General features: G+C 68.3%; 17 protein-coding genes. 3 read left to right on the top strand and 14 right to left on the bottom strand.

Annotation, left to right across the window (positions count from 1 at the left end; translation table 11 throughout):
• Window positions 1-98 precede the first annotated feature (98 nt).
• Window positions 99-851, top strand: a complete 753-nt coding sequence (locus tag ACZK1G_RS09935) for a Crp/Fnr family transcriptional regulator (RefSeq protein ID WP_010482595.1) — start codon at window positions 99-101, stop codon at window positions 849-851.
• Window positions 852-952: 101 nt separating this feature from the next.
• Here ACZK1G_RS09935 and thrC read toward each other — a convergent pair whose 3' ends face one another.
• The 6 genes from thrC to ACZK1G_RS09905 form a co-directional block, all read right to left on the bottom strand.
• Window positions 953-2239 (bottom strand): threonine synthase, encoded by a 1287-nt coding sequence (gene thrC / locus ACZK1G_RS09930; protein WP_101765368.1) that lies wholly within the window; start codon window positions 2237-2239, stop codon window positions 953-955.
• A 29-nt stretch (window positions 2240-2268) separates the two neighbouring features.
• The gene (locus ACZK1G_RS09925) at window positions 2269-3183 is read right to left on the bottom strand and encodes a homoserine kinase (RefSeq protein ID WP_101765367.1); all 915 of its coding nucleotides are present in this window, start codon (window positions 3181-3183) and stop codon (window positions 2269-2271) included.
• Window positions 3180-5684 (bottom strand): bifunctional aspartate kinase/homoserine dehydrogenase I, encoded by a 2505-nt coding sequence (thrA, locus tag ACZK1G_RS09920; RefSeq protein WP_101765366.1) that lies wholly within the window; start codon window positions 5682-5684, stop codon window positions 3180-3182. The genes ACZK1G_RS09925 and thrA overlap by 4 nt, the downstream gene beginning before the upstream one ends.
• A gap of 84 nt (window positions 5685-5768) precedes the next feature.
• Window positions 5769-5903 (bottom strand): hypothetical protein, encoded by a 135-nt coding sequence (locus tag ACZK1G_RS09915; protein WP_005413160.1) that lies wholly within the window; start codon window positions 5901-5903, stop codon window positions 5769-5771.
• A gap of 138 nt (window positions 5904-6041) precedes the next feature.
• Window positions 6042-6992: a DMT family transporter gene (locus ACZK1G_RS09910; RefSeq protein ID WP_101765365.1), complete on the bottom strand. Its 951-nt coding sequence runs from the start codon at window positions 6990-6992 to the stop codon at window positions 6042-6044.
• Between the two features lie 161 nt (window positions 6993-7153).
• Window positions 7154-7852: a helix-turn-helix transcriptional regulator gene (locus ACZK1G_RS09905; protein WP_014036997.1), complete on the bottom strand. Its 699-nt coding sequence runs from the start codon at window positions 7850-7852 to the stop codon at window positions 7154-7156.
• A gap of 103 nt (window positions 7853-7955) precedes the next feature.
• Here ACZK1G_RS09905 and ACZK1G_RS09900 point away from each other — a divergent pair, with 103 nt between their 5' ends.
• Window positions 7956-8762, top strand: a complete 807-nt coding sequence (locus ACZK1G_RS09900; RefSeq protein WP_233490857.1) for a DUF6491 family protein — start codon at window positions 7956-7958, stop codon at window positions 8760-8762.
• Here the strand turns inward: ACZK1G_RS09900 and ACZK1G_RS09895 are convergent.
• The 3 genes from ACZK1G_RS09895 to ACZK1G_RS09885 all read right to left on the bottom strand — a co-directional run bounded on the left by ACZK1G_RS09895 (window position 8759) and on the right by ACZK1G_RS09885 (window position 10726).
• Window positions 8759-9811, bottom strand: coding sequence for a linear amide C-N hydrolase (locus ACZK1G_RS09895; RefSeq protein WP_014036995.1), 1053 nt, complete (start codon window positions 9809-9811; stop codon window positions 8759-8761). The genes ACZK1G_RS09900 and ACZK1G_RS09895 overlap by 4 nt on opposite strands.
• Before the next feature lie 67 nt (window positions 9812-9878).
• Complete coding sequence (locus ACZK1G_RS09890) at window positions 9879-10292, bottom strand: DUF6691 family protein (protein WP_101765363.1); 414 nt, start codon at window positions 10290-10292, stop codon at window positions 9879-9881.
• Window positions 10289-10726, bottom strand: a complete 438-nt coding sequence (locus tag ACZK1G_RS09885; protein ID WP_049445875.1) for a YeeE/YedE family protein — start codon at window positions 10724-10726, stop codon at window positions 10289-10291. The genes ACZK1G_RS09890 and ACZK1G_RS09885 overlap by 4 nt, the downstream gene beginning before the upstream one ends.
• A gap of 86 nt (window positions 10727-10812) precedes the next feature.
• On the opposite strand from ACZK1G_RS09885, the gene ACZK1G_RS09880 reads away from it, so the two are divergent.
• Window positions 10813-11136: an ArsR/SmtB family transcription factor gene (locus tag ACZK1G_RS09880; protein WP_049445873.1), complete on the top strand. Its 324-nt coding sequence runs from the start codon at window positions 10813-10815 to the stop codon at window positions 11134-11136.
• 3 nt (window positions 11137-11139) lie between these two features.
• On the opposite strand, the gene ACZK1G_RS09875 is transcribed toward ACZK1G_RS09880, so the two are convergent.
• The 5 genes from ACZK1G_RS09875 to ACZK1G_RS09855 form a co-directional block, all read right to left on the bottom strand.
• Window positions 11140-11568, bottom strand: coding sequence for a BLUF domain-containing protein (locus ACZK1G_RS09875; RefSeq protein WP_049445870.1), 429 nt, complete (start codon window positions 11566-11568; stop codon window positions 11140-11142).
• An 83-nt stretch (window positions 11569-11651) separates the two neighbouring features.
• Window positions 11652-12785, bottom strand: a complete 1134-nt coding sequence (locus tag ACZK1G_RS09870) for a hybrid sensor histidine kinase/response regulator (protein WP_049445868.1) — start codon at window positions 12783-12785, stop codon at window positions 11652-11654.
• Window positions 12782-13357 carry a chemotaxis protein CheB gene (locus tag ACZK1G_RS09865; protein ID WP_101765362.1) on the bottom strand — a complete coding sequence of 192 codons (576 nt, stop codon included), beginning with the start codon at window positions 13355-13357 and terminating at the stop codon, window positions 12782-12784. The genes ACZK1G_RS09870 and ACZK1G_RS09865 overlap by 4 nt, the downstream gene beginning before the upstream one ends.
• Entirely contained in the window at window positions 13357-14181 is an 825-nt protein-coding gene (locus ACZK1G_RS09860) for a CheR family methyltransferase (protein ID WP_101765361.1), read from the bottom strand. The genes ACZK1G_RS09865 and ACZK1G_RS09860 overlap by 1 nt, the downstream gene beginning before the upstream one ends.
• Entirely contained in the window at window positions 14178-17282 is a 3105-nt protein-coding gene (locus ACZK1G_RS09855) for a response regulator (protein ID WP_101765360.1), read from the bottom strand. Before ACZK1G_RS09855 ends, ACZK1G_RS09860 begins: the two co-directional genes overlap by 4 nt.
• Window positions 17283-17428 lie beyond the last annotated feature (146 nt).

Here is a 17428-nt window from a genome sequence, read left to right as displayed (position 1 = left end):
GGAGGGGGCGACATTCTAGCGCCCCCGCCACGGGCAGGGTCGAACGGCCGCTTGAAGTATCATAAGGCCCTCCCCGCCCGCGATACGCCCCCCGCAACATGTCACGGCCTTCCGGCGCTCCGCCCGCCACCAACGATCCCGCCTCGCCGTCCTGCACCACGCTGGACTGCCTGCACTGCTCGGTTCGCCACCTTGCGGTGTGCTCGGCGCTGTCGCCCGATGAAGTGCAGGCGCTGGAACAGGTCACCGTCTCACAGCAGGTCAGCATGGGCAGCACGCTGGCCCGCACCGGCGAAGAGCGTGACCATGTCTATACATTGACTGCCGGCGCACTGCGCCTGGTGCGCACCCTGGCCGACGGCCGCCGCCAGATCAACGGCTTCGTGCTGCCCGGCGACTACCTGGGCCTGAGCGGCAGCGACCACCACCGCTACGACATCGAGGCCATCGCCGACAGCCGCGTATGCCGCGTCGCGCTGCCACAGATGAAGGCCCTGCGCAGCCGTTTCCCGCACCTGGAGCGCAAGCTGCTGCAGCGCGCCTGCCAGGAACTGGATGCCGCACAGGATGCTGCGCTGGCACTGGCTCGCCTGCAGCCGGCCGAGAAGCTGGCCGATTTCCTGTTGCGCCTGGCCGCGCGCGAGGCCAAGCTGGGTGGCGACGGCCTGCGCGTATCGCTGCCGATGGGCCGCGGCGATATCGCCGACCATCTGGGCCTGACCATGGAAACGGTCAGCCGCACCTTCACCAAGCTGCGCCAGCAGGGGCTGATCGCCCTGCCCCACCTGAACGTGGTGGAGATCCTCGACGAGGACGGGCTGCGCACGTTGGCCGGTGAAGGATTGATCTGACTGCATCGCGGTCCGTGGGGTTGCCGGCCAGCGGCCGGCACTACCCGACTGCATTTCCCTGGTAGTGCCGACCGCTGGCCGGCAACCGCGTCCCTCTCCGATCAACGCAGCAGCACGTCGCGCAGCGCCGCATAGTCAGCCGCCAACGGTTCGGCGTGCGCCGGCCGCTGCAGCAACGCATCCAGCGCAGGCGGCACCGCCACCGCTTCGCCGATCAGCGGCTCGACCACGGCCTCGAACTTGGCCGGATGCGCCGTGGCCACCACTGCCCAGTCGCCCTTGGCACCGCGCGCACGCAGGTCCTGCAGCACCTTCACCGCCGTCGCCGTATGCGGGCAGAACAGCTCGTCGCGGCTGGCATGCGCTGCCGCAATCGTCGCGCGGATGGTCACGTCATCCACCGCGAACGCACGGAACGCAGCACGCAGTTCCGCGTCGTCGCCGTGGTAGAGCCAGCGCAGTCGCTCGAAGTTGCTCGGCGCACCCACGTCCATTGCATTGGCCACCGTCGCCACACTGGCCTGCGGCTGGTAGTCGCCACCATTGAAGTACGCCGGCAGCACGGCATTGGCATTGGTGGCCAGCACGATCTGGCCGATCGGCATGCCCAGCGCGCGCGCCAGCACCGCCGCCATCGCGTTGCCCAGGTTGCCGGTCGGCACCACCAGATTGAGCCGGCGACGATGCGCGGCGTAGTGGGTCAACGCTGCATGCGCGTAGTAGCTCATCTGCGGCAGCAGTCGGCCCAGGCTGATGCTGTTGGCCGAGCTCAACGGCACCTGCGCCTGCAGTTCGCGGTCGGCCAGCGCCTGCTTGACCATCGCCTGGCAATCGTCGAACGCACCGGCCACACGCAGGGCCTGGATGTTGTCGCCGAAACAACCGAGCTGGTGTGCCTGGCGCGGAGATACGCGACCATCCGGATACAGCACCACCACGCGCACGCCCGGCTGGCGATGGAAGGCCGCCGCAACGGCGGCACCGGTATCGCCGGACGTGGCGACCACGATCGTCAGATCGCGGTCCTTGCCGGCCTGCAGCCGCGACAGCGTACCGGCCAGGAAGCGCGCGCCGATGTCCTTGAACGCCGCCGTCGGCCCATGGAACAGCTCCAGCACGTGGTCACCATCGCCGAGCGCACGCAGCGGCACCGGGAAGTCGAACGCTTCGCGGCAGATCGCCGGAAGCGCAGCCTCAAGTGCGTCGCCAGCAAAGAACGGTGACAGCAGATCGGCGGCGGTATCGGCCAGGCTCACCCCGGCCTGCAGTTCGCGGGCGGCCGGCAGAAGCGCGGGGACATACAGCCCGCCATCGGGCGCCAATCCGGCGGCGATCGCCGCGCTGAGGCCGACGGCCGGAGACTGGCCGCGGGTCGAAACAAATTGCATGGCTTCGGTATCCAGTAATGGGGAAGGATTCAGCACAAGCGGGCTCCCGGTGCATCCAGCGGCGATACCCAGGCGTCACTGTCGAAGCCGGCCGCAGCGAACGCTGCCTGCACCGGCGCCGCAGCGGCACGCGCCTGGTCGGCATCCTCGAACCAGGCGAACACGCTGGGTCCGGCACCTGAGATGCCCGCGCCCATTGCATGGGACGACAGCGCCGCATCACGGGCGGCTTCGAAGCCGGCAATCAATCCGGCCCGTCGCGGTTCGACCAGCACATCGCGCAGGCCCGCGCGTACCAGCGCCGCGTCACTGCGATGGCAGCCACTGAGCACCAGCGCGAGGTTCGCGCTCTGTGCCACGAACTCGCCCAGCGCATAGCTGCCCTGCAGGGCCTGGCGGGCACGGCGCGTTTCCAGCACCGCGTGCGGATGCACCAGCAGACTGTGCCAGCTGGCGGGCACCGGGATCGGCAACAGGCGATCGCCCGTACACAACGCCAGGCCACCCAGCAGCAGCGGGCCGACGTTGTCACCGTGGCGGCCGCCACTGGCCACCGCCTCACCGTCCAGCGCAAACGGATACAGCGCCTCGCGCGACAGCGGCACATCCAGCAGCGCGTTGGCGGCAATCAGCGCCGCGACACTGGACGCTGCTGAACCGCCCATGCCGGAACCGAACGGGATGCCCTTCTCGATCTCGACCGCGAAACCGAAATCCAGGCCCAGGCCTTCGCGCAGCGACATCAGCGCGGCCCCCGCGGTGTTGCCGGCGGCGTCCAGTGGCAGCGCGACCGCGCTGCCTCGGATCGCGTCGATCCGCACCACCGGTTCCTCGATGCGGCGCACGCTCACGGTATCGCCGACACCGGCAATGGCATGGCCGAGAATGTCGAAGCCCACTGCCACGTTGGCCACCGAGGCGGGCGCGAACGCACGTGCGATCACAGCCGCGCCCCTTCACCGGCGGCGACCCGCAGCAGGTCCGCGAACACACCCGCTGCCGTCACTTCCGGACCCGCACCCGGCCCCTGCACCACCAACGGGTTGTCGCAGTAGCGACGGGTGCGGAACTGCACCACGTTGTCGGTCAGCCGCAGGTTGGCGAAGGCATGATCGGCCGGCAGTTCCTGCAGGCCGACCGAGGCGCCGTCGGCACCCAGCCGTGCCACATAGCGCAGCACCGCCCCCCGTGCCCGCGCATCCTGCAGGCGTTGCAGCAGGCTGGCGTCGGACTCGCCCAGCCGCGCCATGAAGTCATCCACGCTGCCCTCGCGCAGCAGCGCCGGCACCAGGCTTTCCACGTCCACCTGCTCAAGGCTGAGCGCGTGGCCGGCTTCGCGGGCCAGGATCACCAGCTTGCGCGCCACGTCCACGCCCGAAAGATCATCGCGCGGGTCCGGCTCGGTGTAGCCCATCGACCGCGCCTGCGCGACCAGCTGCGAGAACGGCAGGCTGCCATCGAAGCGGTTGAACAGCCAGGCCAGCGTGCCGGAGAAGATGCCTTCGATGGCCAGCACCTCGTCACCGGTATCGACCAGGTCACGCAGCGTGGTGATCACCGGCAGGCCCGCGCCCACCGTGGCCTCGTAGCGGAAGCGCGCACCACTGGCCGCCGCAGCCGCGCGGATGCGCTGGTAGCGTGGCAGCGGCCCGGCGCCGGCCTGTTTGTTCGGGGTCACCACGTGGATGCCGGCTGCCAGCCAACCCTCATAGCGCTCGGCCACCTCGGCACTGCCACTGCAGTCGATCACCACCGCATGCGGCAGGTGCGCGGCCAGCAGGTGTTCGGTGAAGCGATCCAGATCGCTGGACTCGCCCGCTTGCTGAAGGGCTTCGCGCCAGTCGGCATGCAGCCCATCCGCATCCAGGCGCATGCGCGAACGCGAGGCCAGCGCGCGCAGGCGCAGGTCGACATTGGCCTTGGCCAGCAGCTGCGGGCGCGCAGCCAGCAGCTGGTCCAGCAGCGCGGCGCCGACGTTGCCCGGCCCGATCACACCCACCGCGAAGGTCTGCGGCGACAGCCAGAACCCAGCATGCGCGGCGCGCAGGGCGCGGGTGGCATCGGCACTGTCCACCGCCACCGAGATGTTGCGTTCGGACGAACCCTGCGCGATCGCCAGGATGTTCACCTGCGCACGGCCCAGTGCCTCGAACAGGCGCGCCGCCACGCCGGGTTGACCGGCCATGCCGTCACCCACCGCCGCCAGTACGCTGACGCCCTCGCTGACCTGCACGCGCTGCACCTGGCCCACCGACAGCTCGTGCGCGAACGCATGCAGCAGCGCCTCGCGGCCGCGCGCAGCTTCGGCGGCGCGTACCACGCAGCAGATCGAATGTTCCGACGAACCCTGCGAGATCATCACCACTGACACCTGCGCCTGGCGCAGGGCGGCGAATACGCGCTCTGCAGTGCCCGGCACGCCGATCAGACCGGTGCCTTCCAGGTTCAACAGGGCCAAGCCGGGGCTCAGGGTCAGGCCCTTCACCGGCCCGCGCGGCGAGCGCTCGGCACTGATGCGCGTGCCCGGATGCGCCGGCTGGAACGTATTGCGGATGAAGATCGGCAGGCCGAGCCGGATCGCCGGCGACATCGTCTGCGGGTGCACCACCTTGGCGCCGAAGTAGGCCAGTTCGCAGGCCTCGTCGTAGCTGAGCGATTCGAGCTGCACGGCTTCGGGCACCAGCCGCGGGTCGGCTGACAGCACGCCGTCGACGTCGGTCCAGATATGCAGTTCATCGGCGTTGAACAGCGCGGCGAAGATCGCACCGGAGTAGTCGCTGCCGTTGCGGCCCAGGGTGGTGATGCGGTCATCGCGATCACGCGCGACGAAACCGGTGGCGACCAGGCGCGGCTGCGGATGCTGCAGCCGCCACTTGGCGAGGCGGTCGGCGCTGGCTTCCCAGTCGACATCGACGCCCAGTTCGCCATGCCCGACCACCAGCACCTCGCGCGCATCGAGCACAGCGCAGTCTTCGCCCAAGGCACGCAGGTGGGTGCCTAACAGCTGTGCGGAGAACACTTCGCCCAAGCCCTGCACGCGGTCCAGCACCTCGCGCGGCAGCTCGCCGATCACCGCCAGCGCCGCCAATACTTCGGCCAGCTGATCGAAGCGGGCGTCGATCCACTCGACGGTCTCGCCCACCTGCTCGCCCAGCAGCGCCACGGCGGCGCCGCGATGGCGCGCGCGCAGCGCATGCCAGGCCTCGCGCCAGCCTTCATCGCCCTTGGCCGCCAGCTGCGCCAGTTCGATCAACGCGTCGGTGACCCCCTTCATCGCGGAGACGACAGTGACCTGCAGCGATTCGGGGCGGGCCAGCAGCAGGCCGGCAACATGGCGATAGCGTTCGGCATCGGCCACCGAGGTGCCGCCGAACTTGTGCACGACAGTGGACGGCGCAGCCAGATCGGCCGGGGCAACGGGATGGGCGGGGGCGTGGGAAGACATGCAGACCTCGGTAGGAGGCCCCGTCGCATGCAGGTGTCGAGTTTCCCCGCCACCTGGATGGTGCGGGGCCGTGGTTTTCGGGAGTTACACGAAGACGACGGGCCGCACCAGGGCAGTGGTGACGGTGGTGGTGGTAATGGTGGTGGTGGCGACCGGCGCAGTCGAACGGCCCGCGGTGGCGGGGGCGATCAGGCTGGCGTGGGCGGCATCAAGAACCATGACGCACAGAAAACACCGTGCGCCGGGCCGCTGTCAAGTGCTGCGATGCAAAAAATCGTTGCCGCGATCATCGGCCAACGTGCCGGCATTTGGTTGCATCTGAGACCAAGCGACCATCAGTACGCTTGACGGCCGCATTCAGCCGGCACGTTCGGCGATCGCCCGCGGCGTGCGATGGGCATGCGCGCACAGCATCACGCCGGCCACCAGGAACACGATCGCCAGCGCTTCCAGCAGCGAAGGCCAGCGTCGCTGCCAGGCAAACGCGTACAGCAAAGCGAACAGGGTCTCGAACACGATCATCTGCCCGGTCAGGGTCAGCGGCAGCAGGCGGCTGGCGCGGTTCCAGAACGCGTTGCCGAGGATGGAGGCCACCACTGCCACGCCCGCACTGATCGCCCAGAAGCCACCCCACTGTGCCGTCGTGTGGCTGCCGGTATGGCCGATGAAGGCCATCGGCACCAGCAGCAGGGCCAGGCCGCCGGTGGTGACGCCGGTCAGCAACGACCAGTCGTGGCTGGACAGATCCGGCCGGCGTGCCAGCCAACGACTGTTGCCGATCGAGTACAGCGCCCACGAGAACAGCGCACCGAATGCACAGAGCAGGCCGATCAGGCGCTGCCGCCACGGTGTTGCGAGGTGTTCGGACATCAGGGCTTCCCAGCCCACCAGCGCCACGCCGAGCACGCACAGGCCCAGCGCCGGCAGCAGCTGCTTCAACGGCACCGCGCCCTGCTCGCGCACGCCGACCAGGGTGACCACCACCGGAATCAGGCCGACGATCAGCGATGCCGCCGCGCCACCGGCCCACTGCACGGCCGTGGCCAGCAGCAGGAAATACACCAGGTTGCCGGCCAGGCTCAGCCACAGCAGCCCGAACCATTCGGCACGGCCCAGCCGCGGTGCCAACCGCTTCCAGCGGGGCAGCAACAGAGCGACGGCAATCAGGCCATAGACCAGGTAGCGACCGGCCGACAGTTGCAACGCATTGAACGACTGCAGCACGGCGGGCGCGAGAAAGACCACGCCCCACAGCGCGCCAGCGGCAACGCCATTGGCGATGCCCAGGGCCATCGGATTGTTGCGCATTCGGGTTCTTCGGGGGGAGAGAACAGGCCGCGCAGTGTAAGCGCTCGCCAGCGGGCCGCTCTTGACCCAGGCTACTGCCCTCCCGCCTTTGTAGCGTCGAGCCATGCTCGACTGCCGTTCGCGAGGTGGTCGGTGCAGAAGCAGTCGAGCGTGGCTCGACGCTACAGTCCGGCGCTCCTGCGCCAGGCGGCCGGCGTCTGCCCGCACTCACGACGCAGCGCGCGGGTCAGTGCACTCTGCTCGGAATAGCCTGCGGCCAGCGCGATATCGCTGATCGGCGCCGCACTGGTACGCAGCTGGTGCTTGGCCCAACGCAACCGGCTGGCACTGAGCCAAGCCTGAGGACTCAGCCCGAACTCGCGCTGGAACAGCGCATGCAACCGGCTCTCGCTGACACCGACAAAGGCGGCCATGCGTGCTACCGGCCACGCCTGGCCCGGATCGACCTGCACCGCCGCGCACAGGCCCTGCATGCGCGCACCACTGCCCGCCGGTGCGAACACCTGGAGCAGCTGCGGCAGCAGGGGCGGCAACGGTTGGCCCTCACGCACCTGCGCCAGGCGCTGCCGCAGCGCCAGTGGCAGATGCAGCCAGCGCTGGCGGCACAGGTGCTGCTGGGTATCGTCATCGAGCACACCGGGCGCGCAATCGACAATCACGAAACCATTGGGACCGTCGGCCATCTGGTCATGCGCTTCGCCGGCTGCAACGAACGCCCCCTGCAGCAGGTCCAGGCGCCCACCGCGCCCCTCCATCTCGAACTGCAATTCGCCCTGCAGCGGCAGCACCCACTGCGCATAGTCGTGGCGGTCCAGGCCGGTGGCCTGGCCGTAGTGCCGCAGGTGGAAGATCGCGCCCATGTGACGAGTGTGCGCGTGCTGACATTTCCCTGCAACGCGGCCCCGGCACCGGCCATGCTATGTTCCAGACGGTTCCAGACGCAGGGATGGCAGGATGAACAGCATGATCCGATTGCTTCCGCTGGCACTGGCCAGCGTCTTCCCCCTGGCCGTCCTGGCCCAGGCTCCATCCACGCCACCGGCCGCCGAGCGCATCGCACCTGCACCGCACTGCCTGGACGCACGTGACGTACGCCAGGTCGAGCAGGAGACGCCGACCGCCATCGCGGTCCGTGACGGCAAGGGCCAGGCCTACCGCATCGATTTCAGCGCAGCCTGCCCGGGCGTCAACGAAGCCAGCGCACTGCGGCTGGAGGCACCTTCGGGCTGGGCCTGCGGCCGTCCCAGCGAACAGGTGATGGTGGATGGCCGCCGCTGCGGCGTCGGCAGTGTCACCCCCATCGACAACCGAGAGTTCGCCAGCACCGCACGCCAGAGCAGCCGCCTGTACGCGGCCACCCTGCCGCAGGTGAACGTGACCGCCACGGGCAAGTCCAGCCGTGGCGGCAGCAGCCCGCGCCATACCTTCCAGGCCTCGCCAGCATTCTGCTTCGCCACCCGCCATGTGCGCAGCTGGAACGAGGATCCCCAGGGCGTGGTGGTGGAGACCAATCCGCGCCGCAATGGCGGCAACCGCTACTACCGTGTCGAACTGGCCGGCAGCTGCTCGATCCTGGCCGGGGCCACCTCGGTGGAATTCCAGTCCGGGTTCCAGAACGGCCTGATCTGTGGCAACCCGGGCGATCGCATCGTGGAGACGCCGTCCGGAATCCCCGGCGACATGCGCGCCAGCACGCCGCGCTTCGCCCGCCCGGGCTGCAGCGTGCTGGCGGTCTATCCGAAGGACGCGCCGGACCAGGCCTCGCGCTAGCCGTCGACGCCGAGGAAGGCGAACGGTGCACTGGGTACGAAGTGGCCCAGTGCATCGCCGGCGAACGTATTGCGCTGGTCCTTCCCAAGGTCGAGCTTGAGCACCTGGCCGCCGAAATCGACCTTGTTCAGATCGACCCAGAAGGTGTTGGGGGTCAGCGCCGATTCGAAGAAGTACAACCGCCGCTTGTGGTCGGCCACCGTGCGCCAGCGCGTCGATGAGATGTTCGGCTCGCCCGGCGTGGTGATGCCGTACGGCACCGACGCATTGCGGATCACGCTGAACACGCTGGCCAGCGCTTCCACCGGATCCTCGGCCTTGGGAATGGCGTTGATGTAGAACGACGCACGCGCGAAGCGGTCGGACGAGCGGTTGGTACCCGGCAGCATCACCGTGCCACCGATCTGCTGCCAGTAGCTGTTGAGTGCCAGCTGCTGCTCGAAGATCGGCGAGTTGGTCATCACCTGGTAGCGGCGGTCATGGTGGATCACCTGGCGCCCGCCGATGTACTCGACGATGGCACTGTCGCCGGTCGCATCGGACAGCGACAGGTGCAGCGTTGCCTGGCGGTCCTCGCCCGGCACCTTGTCGGTGACGATCGAGTACGGCTCACGCTTCAGCGCCGCCACCGCCTCGTCCACGGTCGCGAAATTGTCCAGCACATACTGCGCCCACAGCGAGATCGCCAGGCCCGGCTTGTTGCCGCGCTGCTGCGGATACTCCGATTCGACCAGCCACAGCAGGTTGGCCACCAGGCCTTTCTCGTTCATACCATCGGTGGTCGATACGTCGTAGCCAGTGGCCACCACCGAACCATAGCGTGCCGTCCAGGCCAGCGACTTCGGCCCGGCCTGGCCGGTGCGCGCGATGCCGCGCGGCAGTACATAGAGGTTGGTCGCCACGTCGACCTTCCAGTCCATCGAGCGCGCGGTGATCACATCGCCGTTGTCGCCCAGGTACACCGCGCGCGTGCAGGCCAGCGCCGGTGCCACCGCAGCGGCCAGTGCGACCGCCAGCATTGCCCTGCCCGTCCACTTCATCCGAACCATGTCGTTGCGCTCCTTTCCCCGTGAACCCTGGATCTGACCGCACGCAGGGTGACACAGGGGTGAAGCCTCAACGGACGACGCGATCGTGCAGCCAGAAACCTGCAAGCATCGCAGGCACGAACCACAGTGCTTCACGCGATGCGACTGCCAGCCCGGCGATGGCCGGTCCCGGGCAGTAGCCCGCCCATCCCCAGCCGATACCGAACAGTGCGGCACCCAGCAGCAGGCGGGCATCGACATCACGCGCACTGGGCAGCTGGAATCGCACCGCGAACCACGGCTGCGCGCGGCGCAGCACCCAGCGCTGCCCGACCGCACTGACCAGCAGCGCCGAGCCCAGCACCCACATCAGGGTGGGATCGAAATCACCCGCGATGTCGAGGAAGCCGAGTACACGGCGCGCGTCGGTCATCCCCGAAAGCGCCAGCCCCGCGCCAAACAGCGCACCCGCCACCACCGCGGCGCCTGTCGCGCGGCTCATGCCAGGCCTCCGCCGTGGCGGATGAGGAACGTCGTCAGCATCGCGCAGGCCATGAACACCAGCACCGCCAGCAGCGAGCGCTTCGAGCCGCGGGCCATGCCACAGACGCCGTGACCACTGGTACAGCCACTGCCCAAGCGGGTGCCGAAGCCCACCAGCAGGCCGGCGCCGATCAACTGCCAGGCAGGCAAGGCGTCGCGCAGCAGTACCCGCGGCGACGCGTCGGGCAGCGATTGCCACCACAGCACCAGCCCGGCCGCTGCAAGCAGGCCGGACAGGAAGGCCCAGCGCCATCCGCGCTCGCCATTCGCTGCGCGCAGGATGCCTGCGGCGATCCCGCTGATACCGGCCACGCGGCCGAGGGTGGCGAGCAACAGCACCGCGGCGGCGCCGATCAGCGCCCCGCCAGCCACCGCAGTCCAAGGCAGGTTCATGCCCTGCCCTCATTCACGCCATTCATGGGATTGCCCTTTTATTTAGATTTATCTAAATTAGACGCTTCTAAACAAAAAGGTCAACCATGCCCGGCACCCCGCTCGACAGCGCCGCGATGGCCGAGCACGCCGCACAGGCTGCTGCGCTGCTCAAGCGCCTGGCCCATCCTGCCCGCCTGCGCGTGCTGTGCCGCCTGGTCGAAGGCGAAGCCCCGGTACCGGAACTGCAGGCGCTGACCGGATTGAGCGCATCCGCGCTGTCGCAGCACCTGGCCGTGCTGCGCGAACTGGACATCGTGGCGACCCGGCGCGAAGCGCAGGCCATCCACTACCGCATGCAGGAAGGGCCCGCATTGGGCGTGCTGCAGGCGCTGCATGCCGCCTATTGCGGCGGCGGTACCTGGCGCTGACGCTCAGCCGGCGTGCAGCGCTGGCTGCACAACGTTGTCGAGCAGATCCACCGGCGTCGGTGCGGAGCGATCGCCCTGCAGGGTACGGGTAAAACCCGACCAGTCACTGGATGACAGCTGGCGCAACAGCGCCTCCTCCACCGGCAGCGCGCGCATCGACCAGTACGGAAACTGGCGCTGTCCCAGGCGGCCGCGCGCCAGTTCAATGATGTCGATATGGCTGCCGGCCTGCAGGATGCGTTCGTAGACCGAGTCGATGCCATCCGGCGGCCCTTCAATGTACTGCAGGAAACGCCTGCCGTCGTGCAGCAGCACGCCGGTCACCCCGGCCATCTTGTTGAAGCGGGCCGCATCGTCCACCAGCGCCTGCAGCCGTCCAGCGGAGAGATCCGGCAGCGCCCGGCTGACATAGGCGATCGCACGCAGTGGCATGGTGCTTCCTTGGCAATATGTACCGCAACGGTAGCAGTTGCGGACGAGCCCGTCTCAGATCCACGCCACGCTTGCTGAAGAATTCAGCTTGCCGCGGTTCCCGGGCTTTCAGAGCGCCGTGGCAGCGTCGCCTCGAACACCACCTGCCCGGCCTCGTTGCGCGCGCCGATGCGGCCGCCGTGGGCGCGGACGAACTGATCAACGATGTACAGGCCCAGCCCCAGGCCATTGCTGGGGTGGAAACTGGCCTTGAACGGCTCGAACAATCGCGGCAGCAGCGCGTCGTCGATCCGCCCGGCGTTGCTCACCCGCAGCAGCACGCTGCGCGGATCGCGGCCGTCCACCTCCACCCTCGCCTCGCTGCCATGGGTGAGCGCATTGCCGACCAGGTTCGCGGCGACCTGGCCGAGCCGATCCAGATCACCCTGCAGGCGGGTATCGCCCTGCATGTCGAGATGGACCCGCGCGTGGCCGTGGGCGCTGCCCGCTTCGGCCACCACTGCACGCGTCACCTCCGCAAGATCGCAGGCACTGGCCTGCAGGCGCAGTCCGCCGCTGCGGATCCGCGAAAAGTCCAGCAGCTGCTCGACCATCCGCGCCATGCGCAGGGTGCTGGCTTCCAGGTACTTCAGGGTCTGCTGCGCACCGGCATTGTCCCCGGGAAGCTCCAGCGCCAGCTTGTCGGCACACAGCAGGATCGCCGACAGCGGCGTGCGCAGGTCATGGGTAAGCACGGCCGCCATCGTCTCGTTGAGCTTGAGCGAACGTTCCAGCGCCTCGTTGCGCGCTTTCAGCAGCTGGCGCTGCTGGTAGAGCTCGATGAAGACGTTGACCTTGCTCAGGATCACCTGCGGGGCGACTGGCTTGTGCAGGAAATCGACCGCGCCGGTTTCGTAGCCCTTGAAGGCACGCACCGGGTCATCCGGCGAGGCGGTCAGGAAGATGATCGGCACATCGCGGCTGCGGTGCGAACCGCGCATCAGCTCGGCCAGGGTGAAGCCGTCGATCTCCGGCATGTGCACGTCCAGCAATGCCAACGCCACCTCGTGCTCCAGCAGCAGCTCCAGCGCCTGCGCACCGGAGCCCGCAAGCAGCAGGTTCACGCCCTCGCGCTGCAGCAGCGCCTGCATGGCTACCAGGTTCTGCGGCACGTCATCGACGATCAGCAGGTTGACCGGGGTCTGCGACTGCGCAGGGTCCGGTGGCAGCAGGTTCATGCAAACAACTCCTTCAGGCGACGGCACATCAGTTCAAGGGGCAGCACGGCATCAGCGCCAGCGTGCTGCAGGGCGGAGGCCGGCATCATCGATGCCTCGGCCTCCTCGGGACATTGCAGCCAGGCGCGGCCGCCAGCGGCGCGCACCGCAGCCACGCCTTCGCTGCCGTCACTGCTGGCACCGGTCAGCAGCAGGGCCAGCACCTGCGCGCCGAACACCGCCGCTGCCGACTCGAACAGCGGATCGATGGCCGGGCGCGAAAACAGCACCGGGGCGTCGACCGACAACGCCAGCGAATCGGCGTCTTCCACCAGCAGGTGATAGTCCGGTGGCGCGAAGGTCACCGTGCCACGCTGCAGCGGCTGCTTGTCCTCCGCCTCGCGCACCGGCAGCGCGCAGTAAGGCGCCAGCACTTCGGCGATGCGGCTGCTGCGGTCCCGCGGCAGGTGCAGCACTGCCAGCACCGGCGCGGGCAGCGCCGCCGGCAGCGCGCCGAGCACCGCCTGCAGGGCCGCGACCCCACCGGCAGAGGCGCCGATCACCAGCACGGCCGGGCGTGTCGGCAACGCCATCAGGCGAACTTCCGGTACAGGCGATGCTCGCGCGAGCAGACTTCGAACGCACCGTGGTGGCGACCGAACTGCAGCGATTCCTTGCTGCCCAGGCCAAGGAAGCCGCGATGCACCAGTGCTTCGCGGAACAGGCCCACCGCGCGATCCTGCAGGTCGCGGTTGAAATAGATCAGCACATTGCGGCACGACACCAGGTGCACTTCGGAGAACACGGTGTCGGTGGCCAGGCTGTGGTCGGCGAACACCACGTTGCGGCGCAGCTGGCGGTCGAACACCGCGCCATCGTAGGCCGTGGCGTAGTAGTCGGAGAGCGAAGCGGTACCGCCGGCCGCCAGGTAGTTGCGACTGAACTGGGCCATGCGGTCGATGCCATAGGCACCGGCTTCGGCGGTGGCCAGCGCTGCCGGATTGATGTCGGTGGCATAGACGATGCTGCGCTCGAGCAGGCCTTCCTCGTGCAGCAGGATCGCCAGCGACCACACTTCTTCGCCCGTACTGCAACCGGCCACCCACAGCTTCACCGACGGATAGGTGCGCAGCACCGGCACCACCTGCTCGCGCAGCTCGCGGAAATAGGCCGGGTCACGGAACATCTCCGACACCTGTACGGTGAAGAACTGCATCGCCTGCGCGAACAGGTCCGGCTCGTGCAGCAGGCGGTGCTGCAGGTCGGCCAGCCGCTCGCACTCGTAGCGCTGCATCGCCTGGCGGATGCGCCGCCGCAGCGACGACACCGCGTAGCTGCGGAAGTCGTAGTGGTAGCGCTGGTACAGCGCTTCCAGCAGCACTTTCAACTCCAGGTCGAACAGGGCCTGCTCGTTCATTGCCGCGAGCACCAGACCCGGCACAGCGAGACCAGCTTGTCGACATCGATGGGCTTGGCGATGTAATCGTTGGCACCGGCCTGCAGGCAACGCTCACGGTCGTCCGGCATCGCCTTGGCGGTCAGCGCGATGATCGGCAGGTCCTGCAGGTGGCGCTGCGCGCGGATCTCGCGCATCGCGGCCAGGCCGTCCTTCTCCGGCATCATGATGTCCATCAGCACCAGATCGACTTCGCGCTCGGCCAGGCGATCAACCGCTTCCTGGCCATTGCGCGCGATCTCCAGCGTCACGCCGAGGGGTTCGAGCACGCTGCACAGCGCGAAGATGTTGCGGACATCGTCTTCTGCCAGCAACACGGTACGGCCGTCGAGCACGGTGTCGCGCCGGCGCGCCTCGCGCAGCAGGCGCTGCTGGTCGGTCGGCAGGCTGGCCTCGACGCTGTGCAGGAACAGGGTCACCTCGTCCAGCAGGCGTTCGGGCGAGCGCGCGCCCTTGATGATGATGCTCTTGGAATAGCGACGCAGGCGCTGCTCTTCCTCGCGGCTGAGCGCGCGGCCGGTGTAGACGATCACCGGCGGGAAGCCGACGTCATCGTTGCCGGCCATGTGCTCGAGCAGGTCGTAGCCACTGCCATCCGGCAGCGACAGGTCCATCACCATGCAGTCGAAGGTAACCGTGCTGAGCTGTTCCAGCGCGCCGGCCAGGGTACCCACTGCAACGATCTGCAGCTGATCGCGGCCCAGCAGCAGTTCCAGGTTGTGGCGCAGCTCGCTGTCGTCCTCGACGATCAACAGGCGCCGCATGTCGCGCTGGCTGGTCTGTTCCAGCTGCTCGATGGCCGTCACCAACCGCTCGCGCGTGGTCGGCTTGATCGCGAAGCCGATCGCACCCAGCTCGCGTGCGACCTGGCCGCGCTCCATCGCCGAAACCACGTGGACCGGGATGTGGCGGGTGTCCGGATTTCGCTTCAGGCGCTCCAGCACGCTCAGGCCGGACACATCGGGCAGGCCGATATCGAGCAGGATGCCGTTCGGGCGCAGCTCGCTGGCCAGTGCCAGCGCTTCTTCCGCCGTGCTGGCCACCACGCAGTCGAAGTCCAGCTCGTGGGCCAGCGCCACCAGCGCTTCGGCGAAGGTGGCATCGTCTTCCACGGCCAGGATCAGCCGGCCTGCACGCTGGCGCCGGCCACGGTCGTCGGCCACGCTGGCCGTCGCCGTGACCGCGCCGGACGCAATCACCGGCGCAGCGGGCGCGGGTACATGCACAGGCGCAACCGCTGGCGCCACGACGGCGGCAGCGGGCGCCGCGTCCGATTCAAGCTTAGGTGCCCCCTGCAGCGGCAGCTCCAGGATGAAGCAGCTGCCACGGCCCGGCTCACTGTCGACCTGGATGGTACCGCCCATGCGCTCGGCCAGATCGCGCGAGATCGACAGGCCCAGGCCGGTGCCACCGTAGCGACGCCGGGTGCTGCCGTCCGCCTGGCGGAAGGCCTCGAAGATCACCTGCAGCTGCTCGTGGGCGATGCCGATACCGGTATCGCAGACTTCGAAGCGGACACGGCCATTGCCCCCTGCACGGACCTGCAGGCTGACCTTGCCGTGTTCGGTGAACTTCAGCGCATTGGCCAGCAGGTTCTTCAGGATCTGCTGCAGGCGCTGGTTGTCGGCCACCAGCTGGCTTGGCGCCAGCGCATCGGCCTCGATCTGCAGGGCCAGGCCCTTCTGCCTCGCCATCGGCTCGAACGTCTCGCGCAGGCGCTGCAGCACGCTGTCCACCACCACGACTTCGTCGGCCAGCTCGACATGGCCGGCCTCGATGCGCGACAGGTCCAGGATGTCGTTGATCAACGCCAGCAGGTCGTTGTTGGACGACAGGATCGCGCGTGCGTACTTCACCTGTTCTGGGGTGAGCGTGCCGTCCTTGTTGTCGGCCAGCAGCTTGGCCAGGATCAACGAGCTGTTCAGCGGCGTGCGCAGCTCGTGCGACATGTTGGCCAGGAATTCGGACTTGTAGCGCGAGGTGGCAGCCAGCTCGTTGCTGTTGCGCACCAGCTGGCCCTGCGCGACCAGCAGCGCCTGCTTCTGCGCTTCCAGCTCGTGGGTGCGCTCTTCCAGCTGCACGTTGCTCTGTTCCAGCTCGGCCTGCTGCTGCTCCAGGTGTCCCTGCGACTGCATCAGGCTGCGGCTCTGCTCTTCCAGCTCCTCGTTGGCCACGCGCAGCTCTTCCTGCTGCGCCTGCAGTTCCTCGCCTTGACGCTGCGATTCCTCCAGCAATACCACCAGCTGCGCGCGCAGCAGCGAGGCGCGCAGCGCCATGCCGATCGTTTCGGTGCAGCGCTCCAGCAGTTCGTCGTCGAGGTCGCGCTGCGCGCCGATGCGCGCGCGACCCAGCTCGATCACACCGACCACGGCGCCGTCGCTGCTGATCGGCGCCAGGATCCGCTCGCGCACCGGCACACGCCCGAGGCTGGTCTGCAGGTCGAGTACCGCGGCGTCATCGCCATACAGGTGGCGGATCCGCTCGTCACGCGCCACCTGCCCGGCCAGGCCTTCCTGCAGGGCCAGCGACGCTGGCGTGCCAGAAGGCAGCGCCATGCCACCGGTCAACTGCAGCCGCCCACCTTCCAGGCGATAGACCGCGCCCACATCGGCATCCAGCTGGCCGGCCAGGTGCGTTGCCGCCGCTTCTGCGATCTGCTCCGGCCCGAGGTCGCCGCGCAGGCTCATCGCCACCGCATTCTCGGCCTCCTGCAGCCAGAGCGCACGCATCGCCTGGCGCCGGGCCTGGATCGCGCGCGAGACGATCAGCGCGATCATCAGGAAGGCGCAGCCACCGATGGTGCGGTTGACGAACGAGAACGACGAGTTGTTGCTGGCTGGCGCCACGTTGAAGCCGATCACCAGCAGGACACAGGCGATCATCGCGACCACGAACGGCGCGCGCGCACTGCGCTGGAACACCGTGACGCCCACGGCGAGGAAGTAGGCCAGCCAGACCGCGTATCCCAGCGGCACCACCAGTTCCAGCGCGATGGTCGCCGACAGCAGTACGGCAGAGGTCATCCAGATCCAGCGGTCACGCGTAGTCGCACCAGGACGCATGCAGGTCGGTTCCAGAAGACAAAGGGTGGGTGATGGTACTCCCTGTCGCATTCAGCCGCACAGGACCAATGGCACGTGCCTGCCGTGCACGCATCCTTCACACTGCACTGCCTAGCTTCACGTCCCTCTCAGGGGTAACACTTATT

The sequence above is a fragment of the Stenotrophomonas sp. 109824_Sma genome (assembly GCF_056480025.1).
This window is presented reverse-complemented; position numbering and strand designations above follow the sequence as displayed.

Bases quoted from the DNA above. Each gene is read 5' to 3' on its own strand.
- ACZK1G_RS09905 (WP_014036997.1), bottom strand. From the start codon at position 7,852: ATGGGCGCGATCTTCCACCTGCGGCACTACGGCCAGGCCACCGGCCTG.
- thrA (WP_101765366.1), bottom strand. From the start codon at position 5,684: ATGTCTTCCCACGCCCCCGCCCATCCCGTTGCCCCGGCCGATCTGGCT.
- ACZK1G_RS09900 (WP_233490857.1), top strand. From the start codon at position 7,956: ATGATCCGATTGCTTCCGCTGGCACTGGCCAGCGTCTTCCCCCTGGCC.
- ACZK1G_RS09855 (WP_101765360.1), bottom strand. From the start codon at position 17,282: ATGCGTCCTGGTGCGACTACGCGTGACCGCTGGATCTGGATGACCTCT.
- ACZK1G_RS09935 (WP_010482595.1), top strand. From the start codon at position 99: ATGTCACGGCCTTCCGGCGCTCCGCCCGCCACCAACGATCCCGCCTCG.
- ACZK1G_RS09915 (WP_005413160.1), bottom strand. From the start codon at position 5,903: ATGGTTCTTGATGCCGCCCACGCCAGCCTGATCGCCCCCGCCACCGCG.
- ACZK1G_RS09875 (WP_049445870.1), bottom strand. From the start codon at position 11,568: ATGCCACTGCGTGCGATCGCCTATGTCAGCCGGGCGCTGCCGGATCTC.
- thrC (WP_101765368.1), bottom strand. From the start codon at position 2,239: ATGCAATTTGTTTCGACCCGCGGCCAGTCTCCGGCCGTCGGCCTCAGC.
- ACZK1G_RS09870 (WP_049445868.1), bottom strand. From the start codon at position 12,785: ATGAACCTGCTGCCACCGGACCCTGCGCAGTCGCAGACCCCGGTCAAC.
- ACZK1G_RS09910 (WP_101765365.1), bottom strand. From the start codon at position 6,992: ATGCGCAACAATCCGATGGCCCTGGGCATCGCCAATGGCGTTGCCGCT.
- ACZK1G_RS09860 (WP_101765361.1), bottom strand. From the start codon at position 14,181: ATGAACGAGCAGGCCCTGTTCGACCTGGAGTTGAAAGTGCTGCTGGAA.
- ACZK1G_RS09885 (WP_049445875.1), bottom strand. From the start codon at position 10,726: ATGAACCTGCCTTGGACTGCGGTGGCTGGCGGGGCGCTGATCGGCGCC.
- ACZK1G_RS09865 (WP_101765362.1), bottom strand. From the start codon at position 13,357: ATGGCGTTGCCGACACGCCCGGCCGTGCTGGTGATCGGCGCCTCTGCC.
- ACZK1G_RS09880 (WP_049445873.1), top strand. From the start codon at position 10,813: ATGCCCGGCACCCCGCTCGACAGCGCCGCGATGGCCGAGCACGCCGCA.
- ACZK1G_RS09890 (WP_101765363.1), bottom strand. From the start codon at position 10,292: ATGAGCCGCGCGACAGGCGCCGCGGTGGTGGCGGGTGCGCTGTTTGGC.
- ACZK1G_RS09895 (WP_014036995.1), bottom strand. From the start codon at position 9,811: ATGGTTCGGATGAAGTGGACGGGCAGGGCAATGCTGGCGGTCGCACTG.